Annotated in this window: 22 protein-coding genes; 14 read left to right on the forward strand and 8 right to left on the reverse strand. The window is 35.7% G+C overall.

The genetic code is table 11. The features are described from left to right. Positions 1–56 precede the first annotated feature (56 nt). The 6 genes from EZJ43_RS02220 to hemH all read left to right on the forward strand — a co-directional run bounded on the left by EZJ43_RS02220 (position 57) and on the right by hemH (position 5351). A complete protein-coding gene (locus tag EZJ43_RS02220) occupies positions 57–680 on the forward strand; it encodes a 1-acyl-sn-glycerol-3-phosphate acyltransferase (RefSeq protein WP_133261020.1) in 624 nt (207 codons plus the stop codon). Further along, positions 677–1774 (forward strand): glycosyltransferase, encoded by a 1098-nt coding sequence (locus tag EZJ43_RS02225; RefSeq protein ID WP_133261021.1) that lies wholly within the window; start codon positions 677–679, stop codon positions 1772–1774. The genes EZJ43_RS02220 and EZJ43_RS02225 overlap by 4 nt, the downstream gene beginning before the upstream one ends. Further along, positions 1744–2400, forward strand: a complete 657-nt coding sequence (locus EZJ43_RS02230; protein ID WP_133261022.1) for a carotenoid biosynthesis protein — start codon at positions 1744–1746, stop codon at positions 2398–2400. The genes EZJ43_RS02225 and EZJ43_RS02230 overlap by 31 nt, the downstream gene beginning before the upstream one ends. Positions 2401–2428: 28 nt before the next feature. Beyond that, complete coding sequence (locus EZJ43_RS02235; protein ID WP_133261023.1) at positions 2429–3277, forward strand: 4-hydroxy-3-methylbut-2-enyl diphosphate reductase; 849 nt, start codon at positions 2429–2431, stop codon at positions 3275–3277. Between the two features lie 169 nt (positions 3278–3446). Beyond that, the gene (locus EZJ43_RS02240; RefSeq protein ID WP_262708847.1) at positions 3447–4007 is read left to right on the forward strand and encodes a fatty acid desaturase; all 561 of its coding nucleotides are present in this window, start codon (positions 3447–3449) and stop codon (positions 4005–4007) included. Positions 4008–4337: 330 nt separating this feature from the next. Continuing rightward, positions 4338–5351, forward strand: a complete 1014-nt coding sequence (gene hemH / locus EZJ43_RS02245) for a ferrochelatase (protein WP_133261025.1) — start codon at positions 4338–4340, stop codon at positions 5349–5351. A gap of 102 nt (positions 5352–5453) precedes the next feature. Here hemH and EZJ43_RS02250 read toward each other — a convergent pair whose 3' ends face one another. Then, the gene (locus EZJ43_RS02250; RefSeq protein WP_133261026.1) at positions 5454–6713 is read right to left on the reverse strand and encodes a 3-deoxy-D-manno-octulosonic acid transferase; all 1260 of its coding nucleotides are present in this window, start codon (positions 6711–6713) and stop codon (positions 5454–5456) included. Positions 6714–6777: 64 nt separating this feature from the next. Between EZJ43_RS02250 and EZJ43_RS02255 the strand changes: the two genes are divergently transcribed. From EZJ43_RS02255 to EZJ43_RS02275, 5 genes are all read left to right on the forward strand, one after another. Continuing rightward, a complete protein-coding gene (locus EZJ43_RS02255; RefSeq protein WP_133261027.1) occupies positions 6778–8118 on the forward strand; it encodes a UDP-glucose dehydrogenase family protein in 1341 nt (446 codons plus the stop codon). 104 nt (positions 8119–8222) lie between these two features. After that, positions 8223–9257 (forward strand): UDP-glucuronic acid decarboxylase family protein, encoded by a 1035-nt coding sequence (locus EZJ43_RS02260; RefSeq protein ID WP_133261028.1) that lies wholly within the window; start codon positions 8223–8225, stop codon positions 9255–9257. A gap of 1 nt (position 9258) precedes the next feature. Then, complete coding sequence (gene galE / locus EZJ43_RS02265) at positions 9259–10281, forward strand: UDP-glucose 4-epimerase GalE (protein WP_133261029.1); 1023 nt, start codon at positions 9259–9261, stop codon at positions 10279–10281. A gap of 12 nt (positions 10282–10293) precedes the next feature. Continuing rightward, positions 10294–10872: a hypothetical protein gene (locus EZJ43_RS02270; RefSeq protein ID WP_133261030.1), complete on the forward strand. Its 579-nt coding sequence runs from the start codon at positions 10294–10296 to the stop codon at positions 10870–10872. Between the two features lie 3 nt (positions 10873–10875). Continuing rightward, positions 10876–11433, forward strand: a complete 558-nt coding sequence (locus EZJ43_RS02275) for a hypothetical protein (protein ID WP_133261031.1) — start codon at positions 10876–10878, stop codon at positions 11431–11433. Between the two features lie 24 nt (positions 11434–11457). Here the strand turns inward: EZJ43_RS02275 and EZJ43_RS02280 are convergent, their stop codons facing one another. Next, a complete protein-coding gene (locus tag EZJ43_RS02280) occupies positions 11458–12690 on the reverse strand; it encodes an ABC transporter permease (RefSeq protein WP_133261032.1) in 1233 nt (410 codons plus the stop codon). A gap of 140 nt (positions 12691–12830) precedes the next feature. Beyond that, positions 12831–13184 carry a HesB/IscA family protein gene (locus tag EZJ43_RS02285; protein ID WP_133261033.1) on the reverse strand — a complete coding sequence of 118 codons (354 nt, stop codon included), beginning with the start codon at positions 13182–13184 and terminating at the stop codon, positions 12831–12833. Positions 13185–13294: 110 nt separating this feature from the next. On the opposite strand from EZJ43_RS02285, the gene EZJ43_RS02290 reads away from it, so the two are divergent. The 3 genes from EZJ43_RS02290 (at position 13295) to dnaA (ending at position 17045) form a co-directional block, all read left to right on the forward strand. Beyond that, positions 13295–13804, forward strand: a complete 510-nt coding sequence (locus EZJ43_RS02290) for a DUF7935 family protein (RefSeq protein WP_449406366.1) — start codon at positions 13295–13297, stop codon at positions 13802–13804. A gap of 69 nt (positions 13805–13873) precedes the next feature. Then, positions 13874–15421: an acyl-CoA mutase large subunit family protein gene (locus EZJ43_RS02295; RefSeq protein ID WP_133261035.1), complete on the forward strand. Its 1548-nt coding sequence runs from the start codon at positions 13874–13876 to the stop codon at positions 15419–15421. 193 nt (positions 15422–15614) lie between these two features. Then, positions 15615–17045 (forward strand): chromosomal replication initiator protein DnaA, encoded by a 1431-nt coding sequence (gene dnaA / locus EZJ43_RS02300; protein WP_133261036.1) that lies wholly within the window; start codon positions 15615–15617, stop codon positions 17043–17045. A 123-nt stretch (positions 17046–17168) separates the two neighbouring features. Here dnaA and EZJ43_RS02305 read toward each other — a convergent pair whose 3' ends face one another. The 5 genes from EZJ43_RS02305 to EZJ43_RS02325 form a co-directional block, all read right to left on the reverse strand. Beyond that, positions 17169–17708, reverse strand: coding sequence for an NUDIX hydrolase (locus tag EZJ43_RS02305; RefSeq protein ID WP_133261037.1), 540 nt, complete (start codon positions 17706–17708; stop codon positions 17169–17171). Positions 17709–17781: 73 nt separating this feature from the next. After that, the gene (locus EZJ43_RS02310) at positions 17782–18174 is read right to left on the reverse strand and encodes a hypothetical protein (protein ID WP_133261038.1); all 393 of its coding nucleotides are present in this window, start codon (positions 18172–18174) and stop codon (positions 17782–17784) included. 91 nt (positions 18175–18265) lie between these two features. Beyond that, the gene (locus EZJ43_RS02315; protein WP_133261039.1) at positions 18266–19036 is read right to left on the reverse strand and encodes a TPM domain-containing protein; all 771 of its coding nucleotides are present in this window, start codon (positions 19034–19036) and stop codon (positions 18266–18268) included. A gap of 3 nt (positions 19037–19039) precedes the next feature. Further along, positions 19040–19483, reverse strand: coding sequence for a TPM domain-containing protein (locus tag EZJ43_RS02320; protein WP_133261040.1), 444 nt, complete (start codon positions 19481–19483; stop codon positions 19040–19042). A gap of 81 nt (positions 19484–19564) precedes the next feature. Next, on the reverse strand, positions 19565–20146 hold the full coding sequence (locus EZJ43_RS02325) for a LemA family protein (protein ID WP_133261041.1): 582 nt from the start codon (positions 20144–20146) through the stop codon (positions 19565–19567). Positions 20147–20279 lie beyond the last annotated feature (133 nt).

Raw genomic sequence — 20279 nt, forward strand, 5'->3', positions numbered from 1 at the left:
AATCCTACCCAAACTTTACATTTGCAATTTCCCGCAAATTTTTGCAATTTCCCAGCATGTATCATCCACGAAAAAATAAGTTAATTTACCGCTTTTTCTGTTGGTATATTCAGTACCTAATTGATAAGGATTTTGATGCATTCAATTACAATAATTTAAAGCCCAATCAAGATGCTTCAATTCTAATTCTGGCAAATCATTTTAGTTGGTGGGATGGATTTTTTATTTTCTACATCAATAAAAAGTTATTTAAAAAGAATTTTCATGTTTTAGTAAATGAAGAAAATTTTAAAAAAGTAGGGTTTTTAAAATATGTAGGGGCGTTTGCGGCCGAACATAAAGGCAAAGATATCATTGATATGCTGAGTTATGCCGGTAAACTTTTAGATGATGCCAATAATTTAGTGCTTGTTTTTCCGCAAGGGAAATTATATTCTAATCATGTTAAGGGCATAACTTTTGAAAAAGGCGTAATGCAAATGATTAAAGCAAGTACTAAAAAAATCGATATAATTTTTTCGACAACTTTGATCGATTATTTTGCAAAGCGAAAACCTACCGCCAACACCTATTTGCAAAAATGGGAAACTGAAGAATATGTGAGTTTGCAGTTATTAAAGAGTGCTTACAATAAGCATTATGAGCAAGCTGTTTCGAAACAAACAAAACTCGAAGAATGACGATTTATATCTACGCAATTTTAATTTTTTTAGTCATTCGGTTTTCTGTAACTGTATTTAATTTTCTTTCTAATCCAAAATTACCGAAAACTGTTAAGCATTACAGCGATTTAGTCTCCATTTTAATTCCAGCTCGAAACGAAGAAGAGAACATTCTTCAACTGCTCATTTCCATACAAAAACAAGATTATATTAAGTATGAGGTATTTGTTTTAGATGATAATAGTACGGACGATACATTTAAGCTAGTGCAAAATTTTGCTTTATCGAACCCCCAATTTAGTGTTGTAAAAGGTAAGGAATTACCAAGCGGTTGGTTAGGTAAAAATTTTGCTTGTCACCAACTTGCCCAACTCGCTACCGGGAAATATTTTTTGTTTCTCGATGCAGATGAAACTATCGAAAAAGCCTTTATAAATAGCTTAATTAATCGTTTTGAATCAGGCGATTTAGCTTTGCTCAGTATTTTTACCAATCAAGTAATGAAAACTATTGGCGAAAAATTGGCAGTTCCATTGATGCACTTCATCCTACTAAATCTGTTGCCTCTACGCTTGGTTAGGTTATCTAATAATCCAGCTTTTGCTGCGGCAAGCGGACAATGTATGTTTTTTAATGCTAAAAATTATTTGACGAATAATTGGCATGAGCGCGTGAAAAGCAAGGTTGTGGAAGATGTTGAGATTATGAAGTTGGTTAAGCAAGAAAAATTTAATGCCGAAGCCTTGCTCGGTAATGGGTTGATTTATTGCAGAATGTATAAAAACCTGAACGAGAGTTTGCAAGGCTTTAGTAAAAATTTACTTGCAGGTTTTGGAAATAACATCATAATATTGCTATTTTACCAGCTTTTAGTAGTGGTAGGGCCAGTAATGTTATTGCTAAATTATAAATTTACGCTATTGGCATTACCTTTTACACTTATATTTTTAAGTAGAATAATGATTTCGTATTTATCGGGGCAAAAAGTTTTAATGAATTTAATTTTGCATCCATTACAAATGTTTTTCTTTTTAATCATTTCGTTAATTTCAATAGTAAAATATATTTTTAAAATAGGCACATGGAAGGGCAGACAGATCAAAACGATTTAAAAATTAAGCAACTCTCGGTTGCAATTATTATTATTTTTCATTCGGTAGGTTTACTTGGGTTTCTAATTCCGGTTGCACAACCTTACTTTACTAAATTAGTGCCATACCATTTGTTATTGATGTTTGCGGTAATCATTTTTTCTTATAATGCTGATATTAAAAGATTTGCTTTGTTTGTTACAGGCGTTTTTATTTGTGGCTATTTGGTTGAGGTGTTGGGCGTACACACAGGTAAAATTTTCGGTAGTTATTACTATGGCGATACATTAGGATACAAAATTGCAGCGGTGCCGTTGTTAATGGGCGTAAATTGGGTGATTTTAATTTTTAGTGTCGGCCAAATGATGAAGGCGTTTAAAATTAGAAATACGATTGTAGCATCTCTTATTGGCGGACTTTGTTTAATCGGTTTAGATTTCTTTTTAGAACCCGTAGCCATGAAATTTAATTACTGGTTGTGGGATTATCGTGACATTCCGGCTCAAAATTTTCTGGCTTGGTTTATCGTCTCCGTCATCTTATTGAAATTTTATTATGCATTAGGGATTAAACAGCAGAAATACATCGGTACAACCATGTTTGTGGCGCAGTTAATATTTTTCGCCGTGTTGTATTTCGCAATCTGATCGGATTTTTGCTTAATTTTGTAACACAATGAGTTATAATTTAAACGTTAATATTGATAAGTCATCTGGGTTTTGTTTCGGTGTGGTTTACGCAATAGAAATGGCCGAAGATATTTTAGATAATGAAGGTTATTTATACTGTTTGGGCGATATTGTGCACAATGACGAAGAGGTACAGCGCTTAACAAAGCGAGGTCTGAAAATTATCGATCATGAATTTTTAAAAAATTTAAAAAACGAAAAGGTATTAATTAGAGCACACGGTGAAGCTCCATCTACTTACGAGCTTGCCTTAAATAATAATTTAACCCTTATTGATGCATCATGCCCTGTGGTTTTAAAGTTGCAAAACCGCATAAAAAACTCGCATGATGATGATGAACAAATTTTAATTTTTGGCAAACATGGGCATGCCGAAGTAATTGCTTTACAGGGCCAAACTAACGGACAAGCAATTGTTTTTCAGGATTTGGCAGAACTAGATAACGTTACTTTGCCACAAAAATTTACATTGTATAGCCAAACTACAAAAAGTACAGATAAGTTTTACCACATAAAAGATGAACTTATTCAACGCGGTTACGATGTAAAAGCCAACGATACAATCTGCAGGCAGGTATCTAACCGTTACCAAGAGTTAGAAAACTTCGTTGTAAATTATAATAAAATTATTTTCGTTTCAGGTAAAAAGTCCTCTAACGGAAAAGTACTTTATGATGTTTGTAAAAAGTATAACAATGAATCGTATTTTGTTTCTAGTGTAGAAGAAATAGATCAAAATTGGTTTGCCGAAAGTGATAAAGTTGGTATTTGTGGCGCCACTTCTACGCCAATGTGGCTAATGGAAAAAGTAAAAAATGCTTTAGAGCAGTTTTAGCTTTTACGATTGCGATAAATACTGTTCTTGTTTTAATTGATTTAAAAGCTAATATTTATTGAAAACTAAGGCTTCAAATACAGGGATTTTTATTGCGCTTACAGTCTTAATCTGTTGGGGTGTATCTCTTTATTTCCTTTTAAATTGGAAGTTTTCTTGGACTAATCCCTTGGTTTATTTAATGGTTTTGGTGCAAATGCATCTCTATACGGGCTTGTTTATCACTGCTCATGATGCCATGCATGGAACGGTTTCATCTAATAAAACTATAAATAACTTTTTGGGTGCTTTGGCCGTATTCTTATACGCTGGCTTTTTTTATAATCGTTTATTGGCAAAACACCATAATCACCACAATCACGTACATACTAAAAACGACCCCGATTATGCGCCTTATGGCTTTTGGAGGTGGTATTTCAGTTTTATGTTAAACTACGTAAATGTGCTGCAACTTATTATTATGGCCGTAGCCTTCAATGTTTTAAAAATTTGGGTTGATCAAACTAATTTATTGCTTTTCTGGGTTTTGCCTTCGCTTTTAAGTACTTTCCAGCTGTTTTATTTCGGAACTTATATTCCACACAAAGGAGAACACGCCAACGAATATCATTCCTCAACCTTGAGCAAAAATCATTTTTTAGCTTTTATAAGTTGCTATTTTTTTGGGTATCATTTAGAGCACCATCAAAAGCCGGGTATGCCGTGGTGGCAATTGTACACTACTAAATAGTAATAAAATATTTTTCTAAAAACCTCAGTTGGATACAATAATTGGTGGGATTGATTAGCTTCGGTGCTATTGGTCTTTCTATTGCGGTCGGTTTTAACCGACGGATATTTGTTAAACATGTTGTCGGCTTTAGCCAAAAAAAATTAAAGCGTTTGCATTGATACTTGGTGGCTTAAGTCAATGCTTCTCAGTTAATATTAATCAAATCAAGATTAATAGTTTTAATTAAACCTCTATTTTTTGACGAAATTATGCCATGAATCATCATTTATGGATAGGTACAACACAATAAAAACACGATATTTGCACACAAACATATTCTTTATTTAAATGAGCAAAAAAGGAATTTTACTGGTAAATTTAGGTACACCTGATAGTCCGGAGACGAAAGATATCAGAAAATATCTCGATCAATTTTTAATGGATGAACGTGTGATTGATATTCCTAAATTTAAGCGCACTTTGTTGGTTAAAGGAATTATTGTTCCTTTTCGTAGTCCTAAAACTGCAAAATTATATAAAGCAATATGGGATGAAAACGGTTCTCCATTATTTCATTACAGTAAAATCCAAGCTAAACTGCTACAAGAAAAATTGGGCGACGATTACCATGTAGAATTGGCCATGAGATACCAAACACCCTCGATAGAAAGCGCTTTGGCAACTTTAAAAGCGGGCTTGGTAGAAAGTATTAAAGTTATTCCAATGTTTCCTCAATATGCATCTGCAAGTACAGGTTCTGTAATGCAATTGGTAATGGAATTGGTTAGTAAATGGCAAACCATACCGCCAATATCGTTTGTAAATTCGTTTCATGATAATAAAAAAATGATCGAAATTTTTGCTGAAAACGCTAGAAAACACGATTTGAAAAGTTACGACCATGTACTTTTCAGTTTCCATGGGTTGCCAGAGCGCCAATTGTTGAAATGTGATCACACTAGTAATTACTGCTTAAAAACTGCCGATTGCTGTAAAACTTTTAACGATACTAACAAATTTTGTTATTCGGCACAAGGGCATGATACGGCTAGATTATTGGCTGAAGAATTGGGTATTGCTAAAGATGGTTACACAGTTTGTTTCCAATCTCGATTGGGTAAAGAACCTTGGGTGCAACCTTACACTACTGATGTTTTGAAGAAGTTAGCAGGTGAAGGCAAAAAGAGATTATTGGTTTTTAGTCCTGCTTTTGTAGCCGATTGTTTAGAAACCCTTTATGAAATCACAGTAGAATACCATGAAGAGTTTAGAGAATTAGGCGGGGAGCATGTGCAGTTGGTAGAAAGTTTGAACGATCACCCTAAATTTATTGAAGCATTGGCAGAAATGGCAGTACTTTAAGACGAAAATATTTGTTTTAACTTGAATTATGGTATTGTAATTGGATCACGAATCTTATCTGAATTTGGTGAATACAACTAATATGAATGGCTAATGGTAGAATTAAAAGCTGATTTTATCTAAAATCATTTCTGTAGCTCCTTTTTTATTTTTCACATATTCACTCGCTTTGGTTGATAACAAATCATTTTCTTTAAAGCCATCAAATGCAGAAATTAATTCAGCGTCTGTTGTAATACTTTTGGCTACGCCAATCGAAATTAAGTCTTTTGCTTCTTGAAATTTATCATATTTTGGCCCGAAAATTATAGGTAGGCCAAACGCCACAGCTTCTAAAGTATTGTGTATTCCAGCGCCAAAGCCACCGCCTATGTAAGCAATTTTTCCATATTGATATAGCGAAGAAAGCATCCCAATGTTATCAATTATTAAGGTTGAGGATTGAGAGTTTAGTGTTGAAGGACTAGTTCCGTGAGCTGTCGGAATGAGATTTGAGATTTGAGATTTGAGTTTTGAGAATCTGATACAGCTACCTGAAAATAGATTTTCTATGCTCTCTAAATGATTTTCATCAATTTCATGTGGTGCAATTATGAATTTCCAATCGGGATTTTGTTGTGCAAGTTTAGCTAATAATTTTTCATCATCAGGCCAAGTACTTCCGCAAACTATGGCCGTCGAGTTGCCTATAAAATCCTCTATCAATGGTATTTGTTTAGGTTCTTGCGCATTTTCACAAACTCGGTCAAAACGCGTATCGCCACTTACCGCAACATTATTTAAGCCAATGGAATTTAGAAGCTTTTCACTTTCTTCATTTTGCACAAAAAAATAAGTCACGCAGTTTAAAATTCTCCGGTAAAAGCTTCCGTACCATTTGAAAAAGATTTGCTTTTCTCTAAAAATACCTGATATGATATATAATGGAATGTTTTGCTTACGTAGTTCATCAAAATAAAAATACCAAAATTCGTATTTTGTAAAAATCGCCATTTCTGGGTTTATGGCTTTTACGAAACGTTTTGCATTCCGTTTCGTATCCAAAGGTAAATAAAATACGCCCTCAGCTAAGGCATAACTTTTCCTTATTTCATATCCCGAAGGCGAAAAGAACGTAATTACAATTTTTTTATTTAGATGAATAGCCTTTATTTTTTCTATAACAGTGCGGCCTTGTTCAAATTCTCCTAATGATGCAAAATGAAACCAGATGTGTTTTTCGGTGGGGTTTATTTTGCTTTCGATCTGCTCGAATATATTTTTTCTACCGTTAGTAAATAATTGAGCTTTCTCATTAAAAAATGAAAATATCCAAATTATTAAGCCGTAAATTCTGATTCCTAAGGTATAAAGCAAAAGCATTGGTAGTAAATTCTTATCTTCGTGGCAATATAAACCGAATATATTTAAAAAGCTCAAAAATAAGATGAAGATAGCCGTAATTGGTACCGGATACGTTGGTTTAGTAACAGGAACTTGTTTAGCAGAAACTGGTAACGACGTAATTTGTGTTGATATAAATGAAGCGAAGGTTAAGAAAATGCAAGATGGGCAAGTGCCAATTTACGAACCCGGGCTCGATTTGCTTTTTCACCGAAATATAGAACAAGGTAGGTTAATATTTACGACTAATTTGGCAGATGCTATTAAAGATGCTCAGATTATCTTTATGGCTTTACCTACGCCCCCGGGCGGTGATGGTGCTGCTGATTTATCATATATTTTAGGCGCTGCAAAAGATATTTCAAAACTCATTACCGAATATAAAGTCATCGTAAATAAATCTACTGTTCCTGTTGGCACGGCAGATAAAGTTAAAGCTGTTTTTACCGAAAATACCAATATTGAAGTTGATGTGGTTTCGAATCCAGAGTTTTTACGCGAAGGTGTTGCTGTTGAGGATTTTATGAAGCCTGATCGCGTGGTTTTAGGTACAAAAAGCGATAGAGCGAAAAAATTAATGGCCGATCTTTATGCGCCTTATGTTCGTCAAGGCAATCCAATTCTTTTTATGGATGAACGCTCATCTGAATTAACTAAGTATGCAGCAAATTCATTTTTAGCTACGAAAATTACGTTTATGAATGAGGTAGCTAACCTTTGCGAATTGGTTGGTGCCGATGTAGATGCCGTTAGAAGAGGTATCGGTTCTGACGAACGAATTGGGAAACGATTTCTTTTTCCTGGTGTTGGTTACGGAGGTTCTTGCTTTCCTAAAGATGTTCAAGCGCTTGTAAAATCATCTGATGATTATAATTATAGTTTCCAAATCCTTAAATCAGTTATGGAAGTTAACGAGCGACAAAAAACAATTCTAGTTGATAAAATTTTAAAATATTATAAAAATGATATTAAAGGAAAGCATTTTGCACTTTGGGGTTTAGCTTTTAAGCCAGAAACGGATGATATCCGTGAGGCACCAGCATTATATATTATTGATGCTTTAATTGAAAGCGGTGCTACTGTTACTGTTTTTGATCCCGAGGCAATGGAAAATATTCAAGCTTTAATGGGAAGTAAAGTAAACTATGCAACTAACCAATATGAGGCTTTAGAAAACGCTGATGCACTTTTAATCGTTACGGAATGGTCTGTTTTTCGTAATCCAGATTTTGAAAAGATAGATCGAATTTTAAAAAATAAGGTAATCTTTGACGGTCGGAATTTATACGATTTAGAAAAGATGATTGATTTAGGTTATTACTATAATAGCATTGGGCGCAAAAAAATAACCCCCAACCCTGCCTGTCCGGCAGGCAGGCCCTAAAGGGAAGGTGAAAAGTATGGGGAAAAAACAATCAAATCCCCAAAAGGGAAGGTGAAAGGCAAAGTGGGAATAGCAAATAGGATATAAGGAGTATAAAATATTACATGAACGATAGAAATTCAAGTTCCCCTTTAGGGGCGGAGGGGTTAGGGGTTAGGCGTAGGATTTTAATTACCGGCGCTGCAGGGTTTTTGGGCTCGCATCTATGCGATCGCTTTATTAAAGAAAATTACCATGTAATTGGTATGGATAATTTAATTACTGGCGATTTAAATAATATTGAACATCTTTTTAAACTAGAAAACTTCGAGTTTTACAACCATGATGTATCAAAATTTGTTCACGTTTCTGGCGAGTTAGATTATATCTTGCATTTTGCATCGCCTGCAAGTCCGATAGATTATTTAAAAATTCCAATACAGACTTTAAAAGTAGGTTCTTTAGGTACACATAATTTACTAGGTTTAGCAAAAACAAAAGGTGCTCGTATGCTTATTGCATCTACATCCGAAGTTTATGGCGATCCAATCGTAAACCCGCAACCTGAAGAGTATTGGGGTAACGTTAATCCCGTTGGGCCAAGGGGCGTTTATGATGAAGCAAAACGTTTTCAGGAAGCTATAACAATGGCTTACCATACCTTTCATGGTTTGGAAACCAGAATTGTGCGTATATTTAATACTTACGGACCAAGAATGCGTTTAAATGACGGGAGGGTTTTGCCTGCGTTTATCGGGCAAGCATTACGCGGAGAGGATTTAACTATTTTCGGAGATGGTTCGCAAACACGTTCTTTTTGCTATGTTGATGATTTGATTGAAGGTATTTATCGTTTGTTGATGAGCGATTACGCACAGCCAGTTAACATTGGTAACCCCGATGAAATTACCATAAAACAGTTTTGCGAGGAAATTATTAAGTTAACTGGAACCACTCAAAAAATTGTTTATCAAGAACTCCCGCAAGATGACCCGAAGCAACGCCGACCAGATATTACTAAAGCAAGAGCAATTTTAAATTGGGAACCAAAGGTAAATAGGGCAGAAGGATTAAAAATTACTTACGATTATTTTAAATCGTTACCGGCAGAGGCGCTTGCCAAAATAGATCACAAAGATTTTCATAAATATAATAAATAACATGTCTAAAATATTAGTTACCGGTGGCACCGGATATATTGGTTCGCATACTGTGGTAGAACTACACAATGCGGGTTACCAGGTTGTAATTGTGGATGATTTGTCTAATTCTAACATCAAAATTTTAGATCAAATTGAAGCAATAATTGGTATCAGACCTACTTTTCATCAATTTGATTTATGTAATGAAGAAAAGGTAAAAGCATTTGCGCTTGCCCATACGGATATTAGCGGGATAATTCATTTTGCAGCCTCTAAAGCTGTTGGAGAATCAGTACAAAATCCTTTAAAATATTATCGCAATAATTTCTTCAGCTTAATAAATCTGCTCATCAGTTTTAATAAGAAAATTAACTTTGTTTTTTCTTCATCATGTACGGTTTACGGTCAGCCAGATACTTTGCCAGTTACCGAAAGTGCAAAAGTAAAGCAAGCTGAATCGCCTTATGGCAATACCAAGCAAATTGCCGAAGAAATATTAACTGAAACGGCAGCCGTTACGCCAGATTTGAATGTAATCGCTTTGCGTTATTTTAATCCAGTTGGTGCGCATAAAACAGCTTTAATTGGCGAACTTCCAAATGGTGTTCCTGCTAATTTGGTTCCGTTTATTACGCAGTCGGCAATTGGTAAACGTGGTCCTATAACGGTTTACGGCAATGATTATGATACACCGGATGGTTCTGCAATTCGCGATTATATCCACGTAGTTGATTTGGCAAAAGCCCATGTTGCCGCCATTAAAAGAATGGAGGCTGGAGAGGCAGATGGTAATTACGAAATTTTTAATATTGGCACAGGAAAAGGTTCTTCGGTTTTAGAAATTATTAAAGCTTTTGAATCTACAACAGGCGAAACATTGAAATATCAAATTGGTGCGAGAAGAGAAGGTGATATCGAAAAAATTTACGGCGATGTAGCAAAATCTAACTCACTTTTAGGCTGGAAAGCAGCATTAGATTTGAATGAAATGATGCGCTCTGCATGGGAATGGGAAAAATACATAAAATCAAATCCTTTTTAACTTTAAGTTGAGATGCTGATTGATCAAATTCCATTACTAAAAAAAGCGGTTATCGATTTGCCTCCGGCAGAAAAGGATAAACTGCTTTTGAAACTTATTAGTAAAGACCCAATTCTTGTGTTTCAGCTTGAGTATAAATTGTTGGAAGACGAGCGCGATTTAGATAATAGGGTGGATAATGTTAAAATCGAGATTGATAAAAAAATATCTTGGATTGATAAATATCTTTCACAAGAACGTAATTACTCGCCCGGATATTTTATGATGGATGTGAGAGAAATGAGCGGTCTAGTTAATGAACATGTACTCATTACAAAACACAAAATAAGCGAAGTAGAACTCAGGGTTTATATTTTGGAGGGTATTATCAATTGTAGCGCAAACATTTTGTTTCTAAAACGAACCAGACATTCAGAAAAGTTGTTGGCCTATTTTGCTGGTCGGGTTAAAAACGTTCTGGAGAAGTATGTAAAGTTGCATGAAGATTTACAATTTGATTTTAGAGATAGGATAAACATGGTTTTAGATTATGCAAATAAAACAGCCATAAAGGAATATTTGGAAGCTTTACAACTCCCAAACGAAGTTTAATAGATGAAATTAGCCGAGCACAAAGATTTAAAAACAGCAATAACAGATCTTCCTATTAAAGAAAAAGATAAGTTATTGTTGCGTCTTGTTGCTAAAGATAAGGTGCTAACCGAGCATCTTCATTATAAATTGCTTGAGGATGAAAGTGATTTGGAGATTAGGAAAGAAGAAATAAAGATATCGATAGATGATTCAATTGCCGAACTTAAAAAATTAAACGCAAAAGAAGCATTGGCCAAAGTACGTAAAATGATTACAGCGGTTAATCATTTTTATAAGGTAACAAAAGATACTTTTGGCGAAGTGGAACTTAAAATTTACGTGCTGAATGCTATCCCTACCGAATATAAAAAGGGTAGTTATGGGTATAGAGATTTTAGTTTCTTGTTTGTTTCTTTCTATTTAAAAACTACGAATATTACACTAAACAAATTCAGAAAATTGCATGACGATTTGCAATTTGACCTAACCGAAAATTTCAACGCGTTATTGACTAAAATATATGCTTCTAAAATGGCGTTAGAAGCAGTTGAACTGAATTTGCCGAAAGAATTAGTTTGAGCTTAAATCTCTCTTGGGGGTTATTTACTCATACCTTAATGCATCCACGGGGTCTAGTTTTGAAGCTTTGTTAGCAGGATAGTAGCCCGAAGCGATACCAACCAAAATACACAGCGCAAAACCGCCAAAAATAAACAGCCATGGTATTATAAATGAGCCACTCATACTTAGCGAAATGAGGTTACCGATCATTATCCCTAAAAATATTCCTAAAGCACCGCCCATCAAGCAAATTAAAACAGCTTCTATTAAAAATTGTCGCCTAATTACTTTTGGGTTTGCCCCAATTGCCTTGCGGATACCAATTTCTCGTGTACGTTCTGTAACTGATACCAGCATAATGTTCATTAAGCCGATAGAGGCGCCAAAAAGCGTAATAATCCCTACCCCAACGCCACCATAAATTACAATGGCTAAGTTTTCCATTAGCGTTTGCGCGATGGCATCACTTTTAATAATTTCGAAGTTATTAGTATTGCCAATTTTAACTTTTCTAATGTTTCTAAGTAGAGCAGTCGCTTCGCCAATAACGTTTTCCATTATATCGTTGTTCGATACCATTACGGTTATCGTGTAAGATGGATTTGCACTTGAATTGATCTGTTTTGCTTTTAACAGAGGTACATATACGGAGCGATCGCCACTAAAACCAATACTTGATCCTTTGGAGGCAAGAACGCCGATGATTTTGAATCGATTATTGCCCACATTTACAAATTGATTTAGCGGGCTTTTAGTTTTGAAAAGCTTAGTGCCAATTTCGCTGCCAATAATACACACGCTACCCGCAAGTTGCAACTCGTACGGACTAAAATCTCTGCCTTCGGCCAATGCCAAAGCTTGAGAAGCGAGTCCGTTTTGATCTATACCTTGAACGTTAATATTAGGGTTGGTTTTTTCGCTGCCATATTTTACCGTAGATCCGTTACTGGCAAACACACTTACAGCTACAGTTGCAGGTGCTTTTAAGCTATCTCTAAACTTAATGGCCTGCTCATATCGTATGCTTTCGAATGTTTTGGGTTTTTGGCCCGGCTTGCCAATTCTAATGCCTATACCACGGTTTCTAATGGTAAATGAATTGGCACCCATACTGCTAAAAGCCTCAGTCATTTTTCGCTCAATCGCATCTACAGTTGTTAATATTCCAACTAGCGCCATTAAACCAAAAGCAATAATCATTGCCGTAAGTAAAGTACGTAAACGGTTACTTTTAATAGATTCTAGTGCTAAACTAACGTTTTCTCTGTAGTTCATTTATTTATGTATAAGTGCCGAGCAATAAAGTAGGTTCAACTCTAATTTACGTTATTAAGATAAAATTTTATCGTAATAATAAAAAAAAAGTCCCGAGGTTAAGACACCGGGACTAATCTATATGTTACAAAGAAAATTGTTTATGCCGAAAAGCTAGTGCCGCAACCACATGTGCTACTTGCATTTGGGTTTACAAATGTAAATCCTCTAGAGTTTAAACCATCGTTCCATTCAATCATCATGCCCATTAAATACATTTGGTGTGCATTGTTCATAAAAACTCTGATGCCATCAATATTAAATTCTTGATCACCATCTTTCTTTTGGTCGAAACCCAGTACGTAACTCATTCCTGAGCAACCGCCACCTTCAACGCCCACGCGTAATCCATAATCTTCACCAATTTCTTGTTGGTCTTTTAATTTTAACAACTCTTTGTGTGCTGTTGGCGAAAAAGAAACGGGTGCAAATGTAGTATCAACTGTTGTGCTCATGTTATTTAAATTTTATCTATTACAAATATAAATAATAATGCACATTTTTGCCTTTATATTACTGATATTTTACCATAAAGAAACAATAAATGTATTTAGTTCCTGTACTGATGAGTCTAATTCCAATCCTAATTGGGATATCCCTTTCTGCTATTGCTTTTCATTATATTTTGAAAATAAATATGAGCAAATTTTTAAATTTAAGAGCATTTGAAACAAATAAAGAGAACAGAACTCATTTTCTGCCCTTACGCATTCAGGCACACGAGCGTTTAATTATTTTTATCGATCGAATTAACCCGGCAAATTTACTCGTTCGTTTGCACCAACAAGGCATTGATATTTCTACCTTACATGCTGTAATTTTAAACGAAATTAGAACAGAATATCAACACAATATTACGCAACAACTATATGTAAGCAGCGAAAATTGGACGGTTATAAGAAAACTTAAAGATGATACAATTGCGATGATTAACAATGCGGTTCAAGGTTTGCCCAACCATTCGAGCGGAATAGAATTGAGTAAAGTTATTTTACAGCACATGGCCGAAATAGAACAAAATCCTTACGATTTAAGTATAGAATTGATTAAGCGTGATATTCAACGATTGTTTTAATTTTTTAGGTTTATCAATTGCTCAATTAGTTGCTCAAAACACCAATTTGTATTAAATTATTAATCCATTATGGCCAACAAAAAACACATTACAACATCTGGCATCGAGATAAAAGAGCTTTATACTGTTGCAAAAGCAGTTGATGAAAAACCTGGAGAATATCCTTTTACAAGAGGAATTCAGAAAGATATGTACCGTGGAAGATTGTGGACAATGAGGCAATATGCAGGCTTTTCTACCGCCGAAGAATCTAACAAACGATACCATTATTTGCTTGCGCAAGGCACAACTGGCTTATCAGTAGCGTTTGATCTGCCAACGCAAATTGGGTATGATTCTGATCACGAAATGGCCGATGGTGAAGTGGGTAAAGTTGGTGTGGCCATCGATTCGTTAAAAGACATCGAAATTCTGTTCGAAGGCATTGAGCTAAAAAATATCACTACTTCAATGACGATAAATGCCACCGCATCTATTTTGTTGGCTATGTATATTGCTTTGGCAAAAAAGCAAGGCGCCGATATTAAAGAAATTTCTGGCACCATTCAAAACGATATTTTAAAAGAATATGCTGCACGTGGAACTTACATTTACCCGCCAAAACCATCTATGCGGCTTATTACCGATATTTTTGAGTTTTGCAGTAAGGAAGTGCCGAAATGGAACACCATCTCTATTTCGGGTTACCACATCCGCGAGGCGGGCTCAACTGCGGTGCAGGAACTTGCTTTTACTTTGGCCAATGGTAAAGCCTATTTAAAAGCTGCGATAGACAAAGGATTGGATATAAATGTTTTTGCAAAGCGATTGTCGTTCTTCTTTAATTGCCACAATAATTTTTTCGAAGAAATTGCAAAATTTAGGGCCGCAAGGCGGATGTGGGCAAAAATTACTAAAGATTTAGGCGCTACCGATGATAAAGCGCAAATGCTACGGTTTCACACCCAAACCGGAGGCTCTACGTTAACAGCCCAACAACCTTTAAATAATGTAATACGGGTAACCAACCAGGCTATGGCTGCGGTTTTAGGTGGCACGCAGTCTTTACACACCAACGGTTACGATGAAGCTTTAACATTGCCGACAGAAGGTGCAGCGAAAATCGCTTTGCGTACCCAACAAATTATTGCTTTCGAAAGTGGCGTAACTGATACGGTTGATCCGCTGGCAGGCTCCTTTTTTGTGGAAAACCTAACCGATGAGGTGGAGGCTGCAGCATGGAAATATATTGATATTATTGATGCGATGGGCGGTTCGGTAAACGCGATAGAAAGTGATTACATGCAGCAGGAAATTTCTGGTGCAGCCTACGAGTATCAAAAGGAAATTGAAGACGGAAGTCGAATATCTGTTGGGGTAAATAAGTTTACCAAGGCCGAAGAAAATTTTACTGATGTACTTCGGATTGATGAATCGATTCGTAAGCTTCAAACAGAAAAATTAATCGCGCTAAAAAAGCTTAGAAATGCTGATTTGGTTAACGATGCATTGCAGAAATTGGAAATTGCCAGCAAAGGCGATCAAAATTTAATGCCTTTTATTATCAATGCTGTAGAGGAATATGCTACCTTGGGTGAAATAGCCGATGTATTGAGAAAAACTTTTGGCGAATATTAATTGTGGGCAAAAAATAGTTATCCACACTAAAAATTTAGGTTAACCGTGTTAGGCTACTGCTTATGAATACGTTACGAAATATTTGAAATTTTTGTTTAAAATGTTGATAATTTTTTGAATATTCGTAGTCCCGATTAGGACCATTCCGTAAATCCGTATCGGCGCTGTAAACCAATAAATTATGATATTACCTATGGAAAAAACTTGTACCGAAGTTTGGAAAAACTGTCTTCAAATAATTAAGGATAATATTCCGGCCCAAAGTTTTAAAACTTGGTTCGAGCCAATAACTGCCCTTAAGTTGGAAGGTAAAGTTTTAACCATTCAGGTGCCCAGTTTATTCTTTTACGAATGGTTAGAAGAGCACTATGTTGGGCTTCTTCGTAAAACTGTAAAAAAACAAATCGGCGAAGATGGCCGGTTGGAATATAACATCGTTGTAGATAAATCTTCTAACAGCGGTAGTCCTTATACCACGAATATGCCTTCAAACGGAAATGGGGCAGAAGCGAAAATTCAGTCTATGCCAATTCCGGTTTCGATAAACAAGGACATTAAAAATCCTTTTATCATTCCAGGTTTGAAGAAATTGAATGTTGATCCACAATTAAATTCTAATTATACTTTTGATAATTATATTGAGGGCGATTGCAACCGTTTAGCACGTTCGGCAGGTTATGCTGTTGCAGCAAAACCAGGCGGTACATCTTTTAATCCATTGATGATTTATGGTGGCGTCGGCTTAGGTAAAACCCACTTAGCGCAAGCGATTGGTAATGAGATTAAACGCAGCATGCCCGATAAATTGGTTATTTATGTAAGCTGTGAGAAATTCTGTCAACAATTTGTAGATTCATTAAAGAATAATACCATTAACGATTTTGTTAACTTTTACCAAGCGATGGACGTAATCATCATGGATGATGTACATAACTTTGCGGGGAAAGAAAAAACACAAGATATTTTCTTCCATATTTTCAATCATTTACATCAATCGGGTAAACAAGTGATTCTTACGTCGGATAAAGCACCGAAAGATTTAGCTGGTTTAGAAGAACGTTTATTAAGTCGTTTTAAGTGGGGTTTATCAGCAGATTTGCAAATCCCTGATTTGGAAACAAGAATTGCCATACTTAGAAAGAAAATGTACGCCGATGGTATAGAATTACCTGAGGAAGTTGTAGAATATGTGGCACATAATATTGATAATAATGTACGTGAGTTAGAGGGCGCAATGGTTTCTTTATTGGCTCAATCTACTTTAAATAAAAAAGAAATTGATTTGAATTTAGCAAAACTAATGCTGAAGAACTTCATTAAAAATACCACAAAAGAGATTTCGATGGAATACATACAGAAATTGGTTTGCGAGTATTTCGAAGTGCCTATCGATATGGTAAAATCGCAAACACGTAAACGCGAAATTGTACAAGCCCGCCAAATTTCGATGTACCTTTCAAAAAGTCACACTAAATCATCACTAAAAACAATCGGTGCATTTTTCGGTGGAAGAGACCACAGTACGGTGATTTATGCTTGCCAAACCGTTGAAGATTTAATTGATACCGATAAGAAATTTAAAGCTTATGTAAACGATATTCAGAAAAAACTGAAGATGAGCTAAGATAAGGTTTAGGGTAGAAAGCTAGAGGGTTTAAGGTTAAACGGTCAGTTTTCTCAAAAGGATTAAAAAAAAAGCCTCGAATTTTGTTCGAGGCTTTCTTGTTTTAATCTGTATTTGGCAAAACTACAACTCAGCCAAACCGTAAAATAATCCTGCTACGTGCAACGCTTGATCAATTTTATTGTCTTTTAACAACTGCTTTACTTCGTCAATTGTATATTCTTCTACGTTTAAAATCTCATGCTCATCTAAATGCTGGGCATGGGTTTTAATACCTCCCGTTAAAACGTAAGTAAATGTTTTGTTATTGGATGTTGCTGGATTGGGATAAAGCGTTGCCACCAATTTACAGGTTTTAAAAGTATATCCCGTTTCTTCTTGTAATTCTCGTTTTATGGCAAATTCAGGTGCTTCATCTCCATCCATTACGCCACCTGGAATTTCTAAAGAAATAATATCTGCCGCATGGCGATATTGCCTAACCATAATGACTTTTCCTTCTTCTGTTAGTGCTACAGCATTTACCCAATTCGGGTATTCGAGCACATAATAATCATCTTTAATGGCGCCGCTTTGTAGCTCACAGGTATCTACTCGAAGTGTTGCCCATTGTGCTTTAACTAAATATTTGGAAGCGATTTTACGCCATTTTTCTATGATCATTGGTTGTTCGTTTATCGTTGTGCGTATCTTGTTCACCCTCAAGCCTTCAACTGGTAGCTCAAAATTGGAACTGTTAACTGTATAAATATTGCTTTATGGTATTTTGGCGATGAAAATTAACCAAATGCACAATTTTATGTTTGTTAGATAAGCAGTTATAAATAAGATTGAGTTTTGGTGCAATGGTTTTATTTCGTTCTTCGCTAGCACCAAGTTCATAATATAAAAACTCACTCAACGAGTCTAATTTGTCTGCAGGTAAATCAGAATTATTCAACCAATTTTCAAAAACCGATAAATCATCATCTTCCAAAACCTCAGTGGGGAGCAAAAAAGCATTGTTGAGCGTTTCATTGAAAACGCTAAGCGCCTCATCAAAATTACCCTCTAGTTTTAAACCCATAATTCTAGCTAAAACTTCTGCCAATCTTTGTATTTCTGCAGTAATTAAATCTTTTCTAAACATTCTTTTTTGAGTTATGGGTTATGCGTTATAAGTTATGAGGAGTGTATGCCTAAACACGCAACTGGTAACCCACAACTCGTAACTAATAAAACTACCAACTTCCACTGCTTCCGCCGCCACCAAAACTTCCACCACCAAAGCCTCCACCAAAACCGCCTCCACCAGATGATCCTCCGCCGCCCCAATCGCTACCGCCACCACCTCTATTACCACCGCCTAACAACATAGCCCAAAACAAGGCGTTTGATGCACCTCTGCCTCCAATAATTTCGCTCCCACCACCACCGCCTTTTCTAAATATGATGATGATAATTACAATAATTATGATTAAAAATATAGCACTCGAGCCACTTTTTTCCTTGCTTGTTGTTTTCGTTTCGGCTTTATATTCGCCTTTGGTGTATTTAATAATTGATGTGGTGCCTGCATCTAAACCTGCATAATATTCGCCTGCTTTAAAATTTGGTTTTATGTCGTTTTCTATAATTCGTTTGGCATACACATCAGGTAATGCACCTTCTACGCCATATCCGGTTTGAATTGAGATTTTTCTGTCGCCAACCGCGACAACAATCATTATTCCATTGTTTTTGCCACTTTGGCCCACACCCCATTTTCTGCCCAGCTCTAATGCATACTCATTAATGTCGTAGTCGCCTACCGATTTTAAAATTGCAATCGCAATTTGTGTTGAAGTAGAATCGTTAAAAGCGACAAGTTTGCTTTCGAGTTGACTTTTTTCTGATGCCGATAGCACATTTGCATAATCGTTTACCAGTGTGGTGGGTTTTGCAGGAAAATCTTGCGCAAAGCCTAAAGAAAATATTAGACTAAAAACCGCTAAAAAAAGTAATTTTTTCATTTTCTATTTGTTTTCCTGCTGATCTAAATAAATAATATCGTTGGGCAATTCGTTAATATCGCCCGCCTCGTAAGGAAAAAACAAAGCCAGCTTCTCTCCTGCTAGTGCTACACCTGCAATAATTCCATCTGCTAAATTTCCATTTTGAAAATGTGCACTCATAGCAACTTTAGTCATCTCCCAAAAATCATTAGGAACAACCTTATTTATTCCGGCATCGCCTAAAATGGCAAATTTTTGGTCAATGTGTGCCAAATAAATTAACACACCATTTCTTTTTGCAGTTTTATCCATGCCTAATTTTGCAAAATACTCCAAAGCCTTATCATAAGGGTCGGTTTTGCAATGTTTATCTATCGCAATTCTAATTTCACCAGATGTTGCTTGTTCGGCATCTGCAATGGCATTCGCAATTCTATCTTGGTCCGAAGCGGAAAATAATGACATATTTTAAATCTATTTAACTAAAAAGGGCAATGTTGTTTAAATTTAAACAGCCATTACCCTTAAATATTTTACTTTTGAGAATTAAAATTCAACCTTTGGAGCATCTTTAGCACCTGCATCAGATGCGAAATAACCTTTGGGTTTAAAACCGAACATACCCGCAGTTAAGTTGGTAGGGAACGATCTAATTTTGCTGTTGTAAACCTGTACCGATTCGTTAAAATCTTTTCTGGCTACCGTAATTCTGTTTTCGGTACCCTCTAATTGAGCCGATAACTCGCTAAATTGTTGTGTAGCTTTCAATTCAGGATAGTTTTCTGTAATCATAAGCAATTTACCTAAAGCCTGACTTAACTGACCTTGCGCTGCTTGATATTTCTGGATATTCTCTGGCGATAAATCATCAGCTTTTACAGTCATTTGAGTTGCTTTTGCTCGTGCTTCTACCACTGCGGTAAGTGTACCCTGCTCAAATTTAGCGGCACCTTTTACAGTACTTACCAAATTCGGAATTAGATCTGCACGGCGTTGGTATTGTGTTTCTACAGCACCCCATTTAGATTTTACATCTTCATCGTTCTTTACCATGGTATTGTAACCACATGAGCTTAGCGTGGTAACTGCTATAAATGCAGCTAAAATTCCGAATACTAATTTTTTCATTTTTATATTTTTTTAATTGTGATGTGGCAGTCAGATTTATCGTCCATTTAGATTTTTAAAATCTCGACCGGTTAATTTCTTTTTTATTGAGGTTCAATTTACAAATTAGATTACAAAAACTATACCTTGTTAC

This window comes from Pedobacter changchengzhani, assembly GCF_004354365.1.
Lineage (GTDB): Bacteria > Bacteroidota > Bacteroidia > Sphingobacteriales > Sphingobacteriaceae > Pedobacter > Pedobacter changchengzhani.

Coding starts and splice junctions, on each gene's coding strand:
- EZJ43_RS02315 (WP_133261039.1), bottom strand. CDS start 19,036: ATGAAAAAATTACTTTTTTTAGCGGTTTTTAGTCTAATATTTTCTTTA.
- hemH (WP_133261025.1), top strand. CDS start 4,338: ATGAGCAAAAAAGGAATTTTACTGGTAAATTTAGGTACACCTGATAGT.
- EZJ43_RS02260 (WP_133261028.1), top strand. CDS start 8,223: ATGAACGATAGAAATTCAAGTTCCCCTTTAGGGGCGGAGGGGTTAGGG.
- EZJ43_RS02235 (WP_133261023.1), top strand. CDS start 2,429: ATGAGTTATAATTTAAACGTTAATATTGATAAGTCATCTGGGTTTTGT.
- EZJ43_RS02290 (WP_449406366.1), top strand. CDS start 13,295: ATGAGTCTAATTCCAATCCTAATTGGGATATCCCTTTCTGCTATTGCT.
- EZJ43_RS02275 (WP_133261031.1), top strand. CDS start 10,876: ATGAAATTAGCCGAGCACAAAGATTTAAAAACAGCAATAACAGATCTT.
- EZJ43_RS02310 (WP_133261038.1), bottom strand. CDS start 18,174: ATGTTTAGAAAAGATTTAATTACTGCAGAAATACAAAGATTGGCAGAA.
- EZJ43_RS02285 (WP_133261033.1), bottom strand. CDS start 13,184: ATGAGCACAACAGTTGATACTACATTTGCACCCGTTTCTTTTTCGCCA.
- EZJ43_RS02270 (WP_133261030.1), top strand. CDS start 10,294: ATGCTGATTGATCAAATTCCATTACTAAAAAAAGCGGTTATCGATTTG.
- galE (WP_133261029.1), top strand. CDS start 9,259: ATGTCTAAAATATTAGTTACCGGTGGCACCGGATATATTGGTTCGCAT.
- EZJ43_RS02220 (WP_133261020.1), top strand. CDS start 57: ATGTATCATCCACGAAAAAATAAGTTAATTTACCGCTTTTTCTGTTGG.
- EZJ43_RS02320 (WP_133261040.1), bottom strand. CDS start 19,483: ATGTCATTATTTTCCGCTTCGGACCAAGATAGAATTGCGAATGCCATT.
- EZJ43_RS02325 (WP_133261041.1), bottom strand. CDS start 20,146: ATGAAAAAATTAGTATTCGGAATTTTAGCTGCATTTATAGCAGTTACC.
- EZJ43_RS02295 (WP_133261035.1), top strand. CDS start 13,874: ATGGCCAACAAAAAACACATTACAACATCTGGCATCGAGATAAAAGAG.
- EZJ43_RS02225 (WP_133261021.1), top strand. CDS start 677: ATGACGATTTATATCTACGCAATTTTAATTTTTTTAGTCATTCGGTTT.
- EZJ43_RS02280 (WP_133261032.1), bottom strand. CDS start 12,690: ATGAACTACAGAGAAAACGTTAGTTTAGCACTAGAATCTATTAAAAGT.
- EZJ43_RS02250 (WP_133261026.1), bottom strand. CDS start 6,713: ATGCTTTTGCTTTATACCTTAGGAATCAGAATTTACGGCTTAATAATT.
- EZJ43_RS02230 (WP_133261022.1), top strand. CDS start 1,744: ATGGAAGGGCAGACAGATCAAAACGATTTAAAAATTAAGCAACTCTCG.
- EZJ43_RS02255 (WP_133261027.1), top strand. CDS start 6,778: ATGAAGATAGCCGTAATTGGTACCGGATACGTTGGTTTAGTAACAGGA.
- EZJ43_RS02305 (WP_133261037.1), bottom strand. CDS start 17,708: ATGATCATAGAAAAATGGCGTAAAATCGCTTCCAAATATTTAGTTAAA.
- dnaA (WP_133261036.1), top strand. CDS start 15,615: ATGGAAAAAACTTGTACCGAAGTTTGGAAAAACTGTCTTCAAATAATT.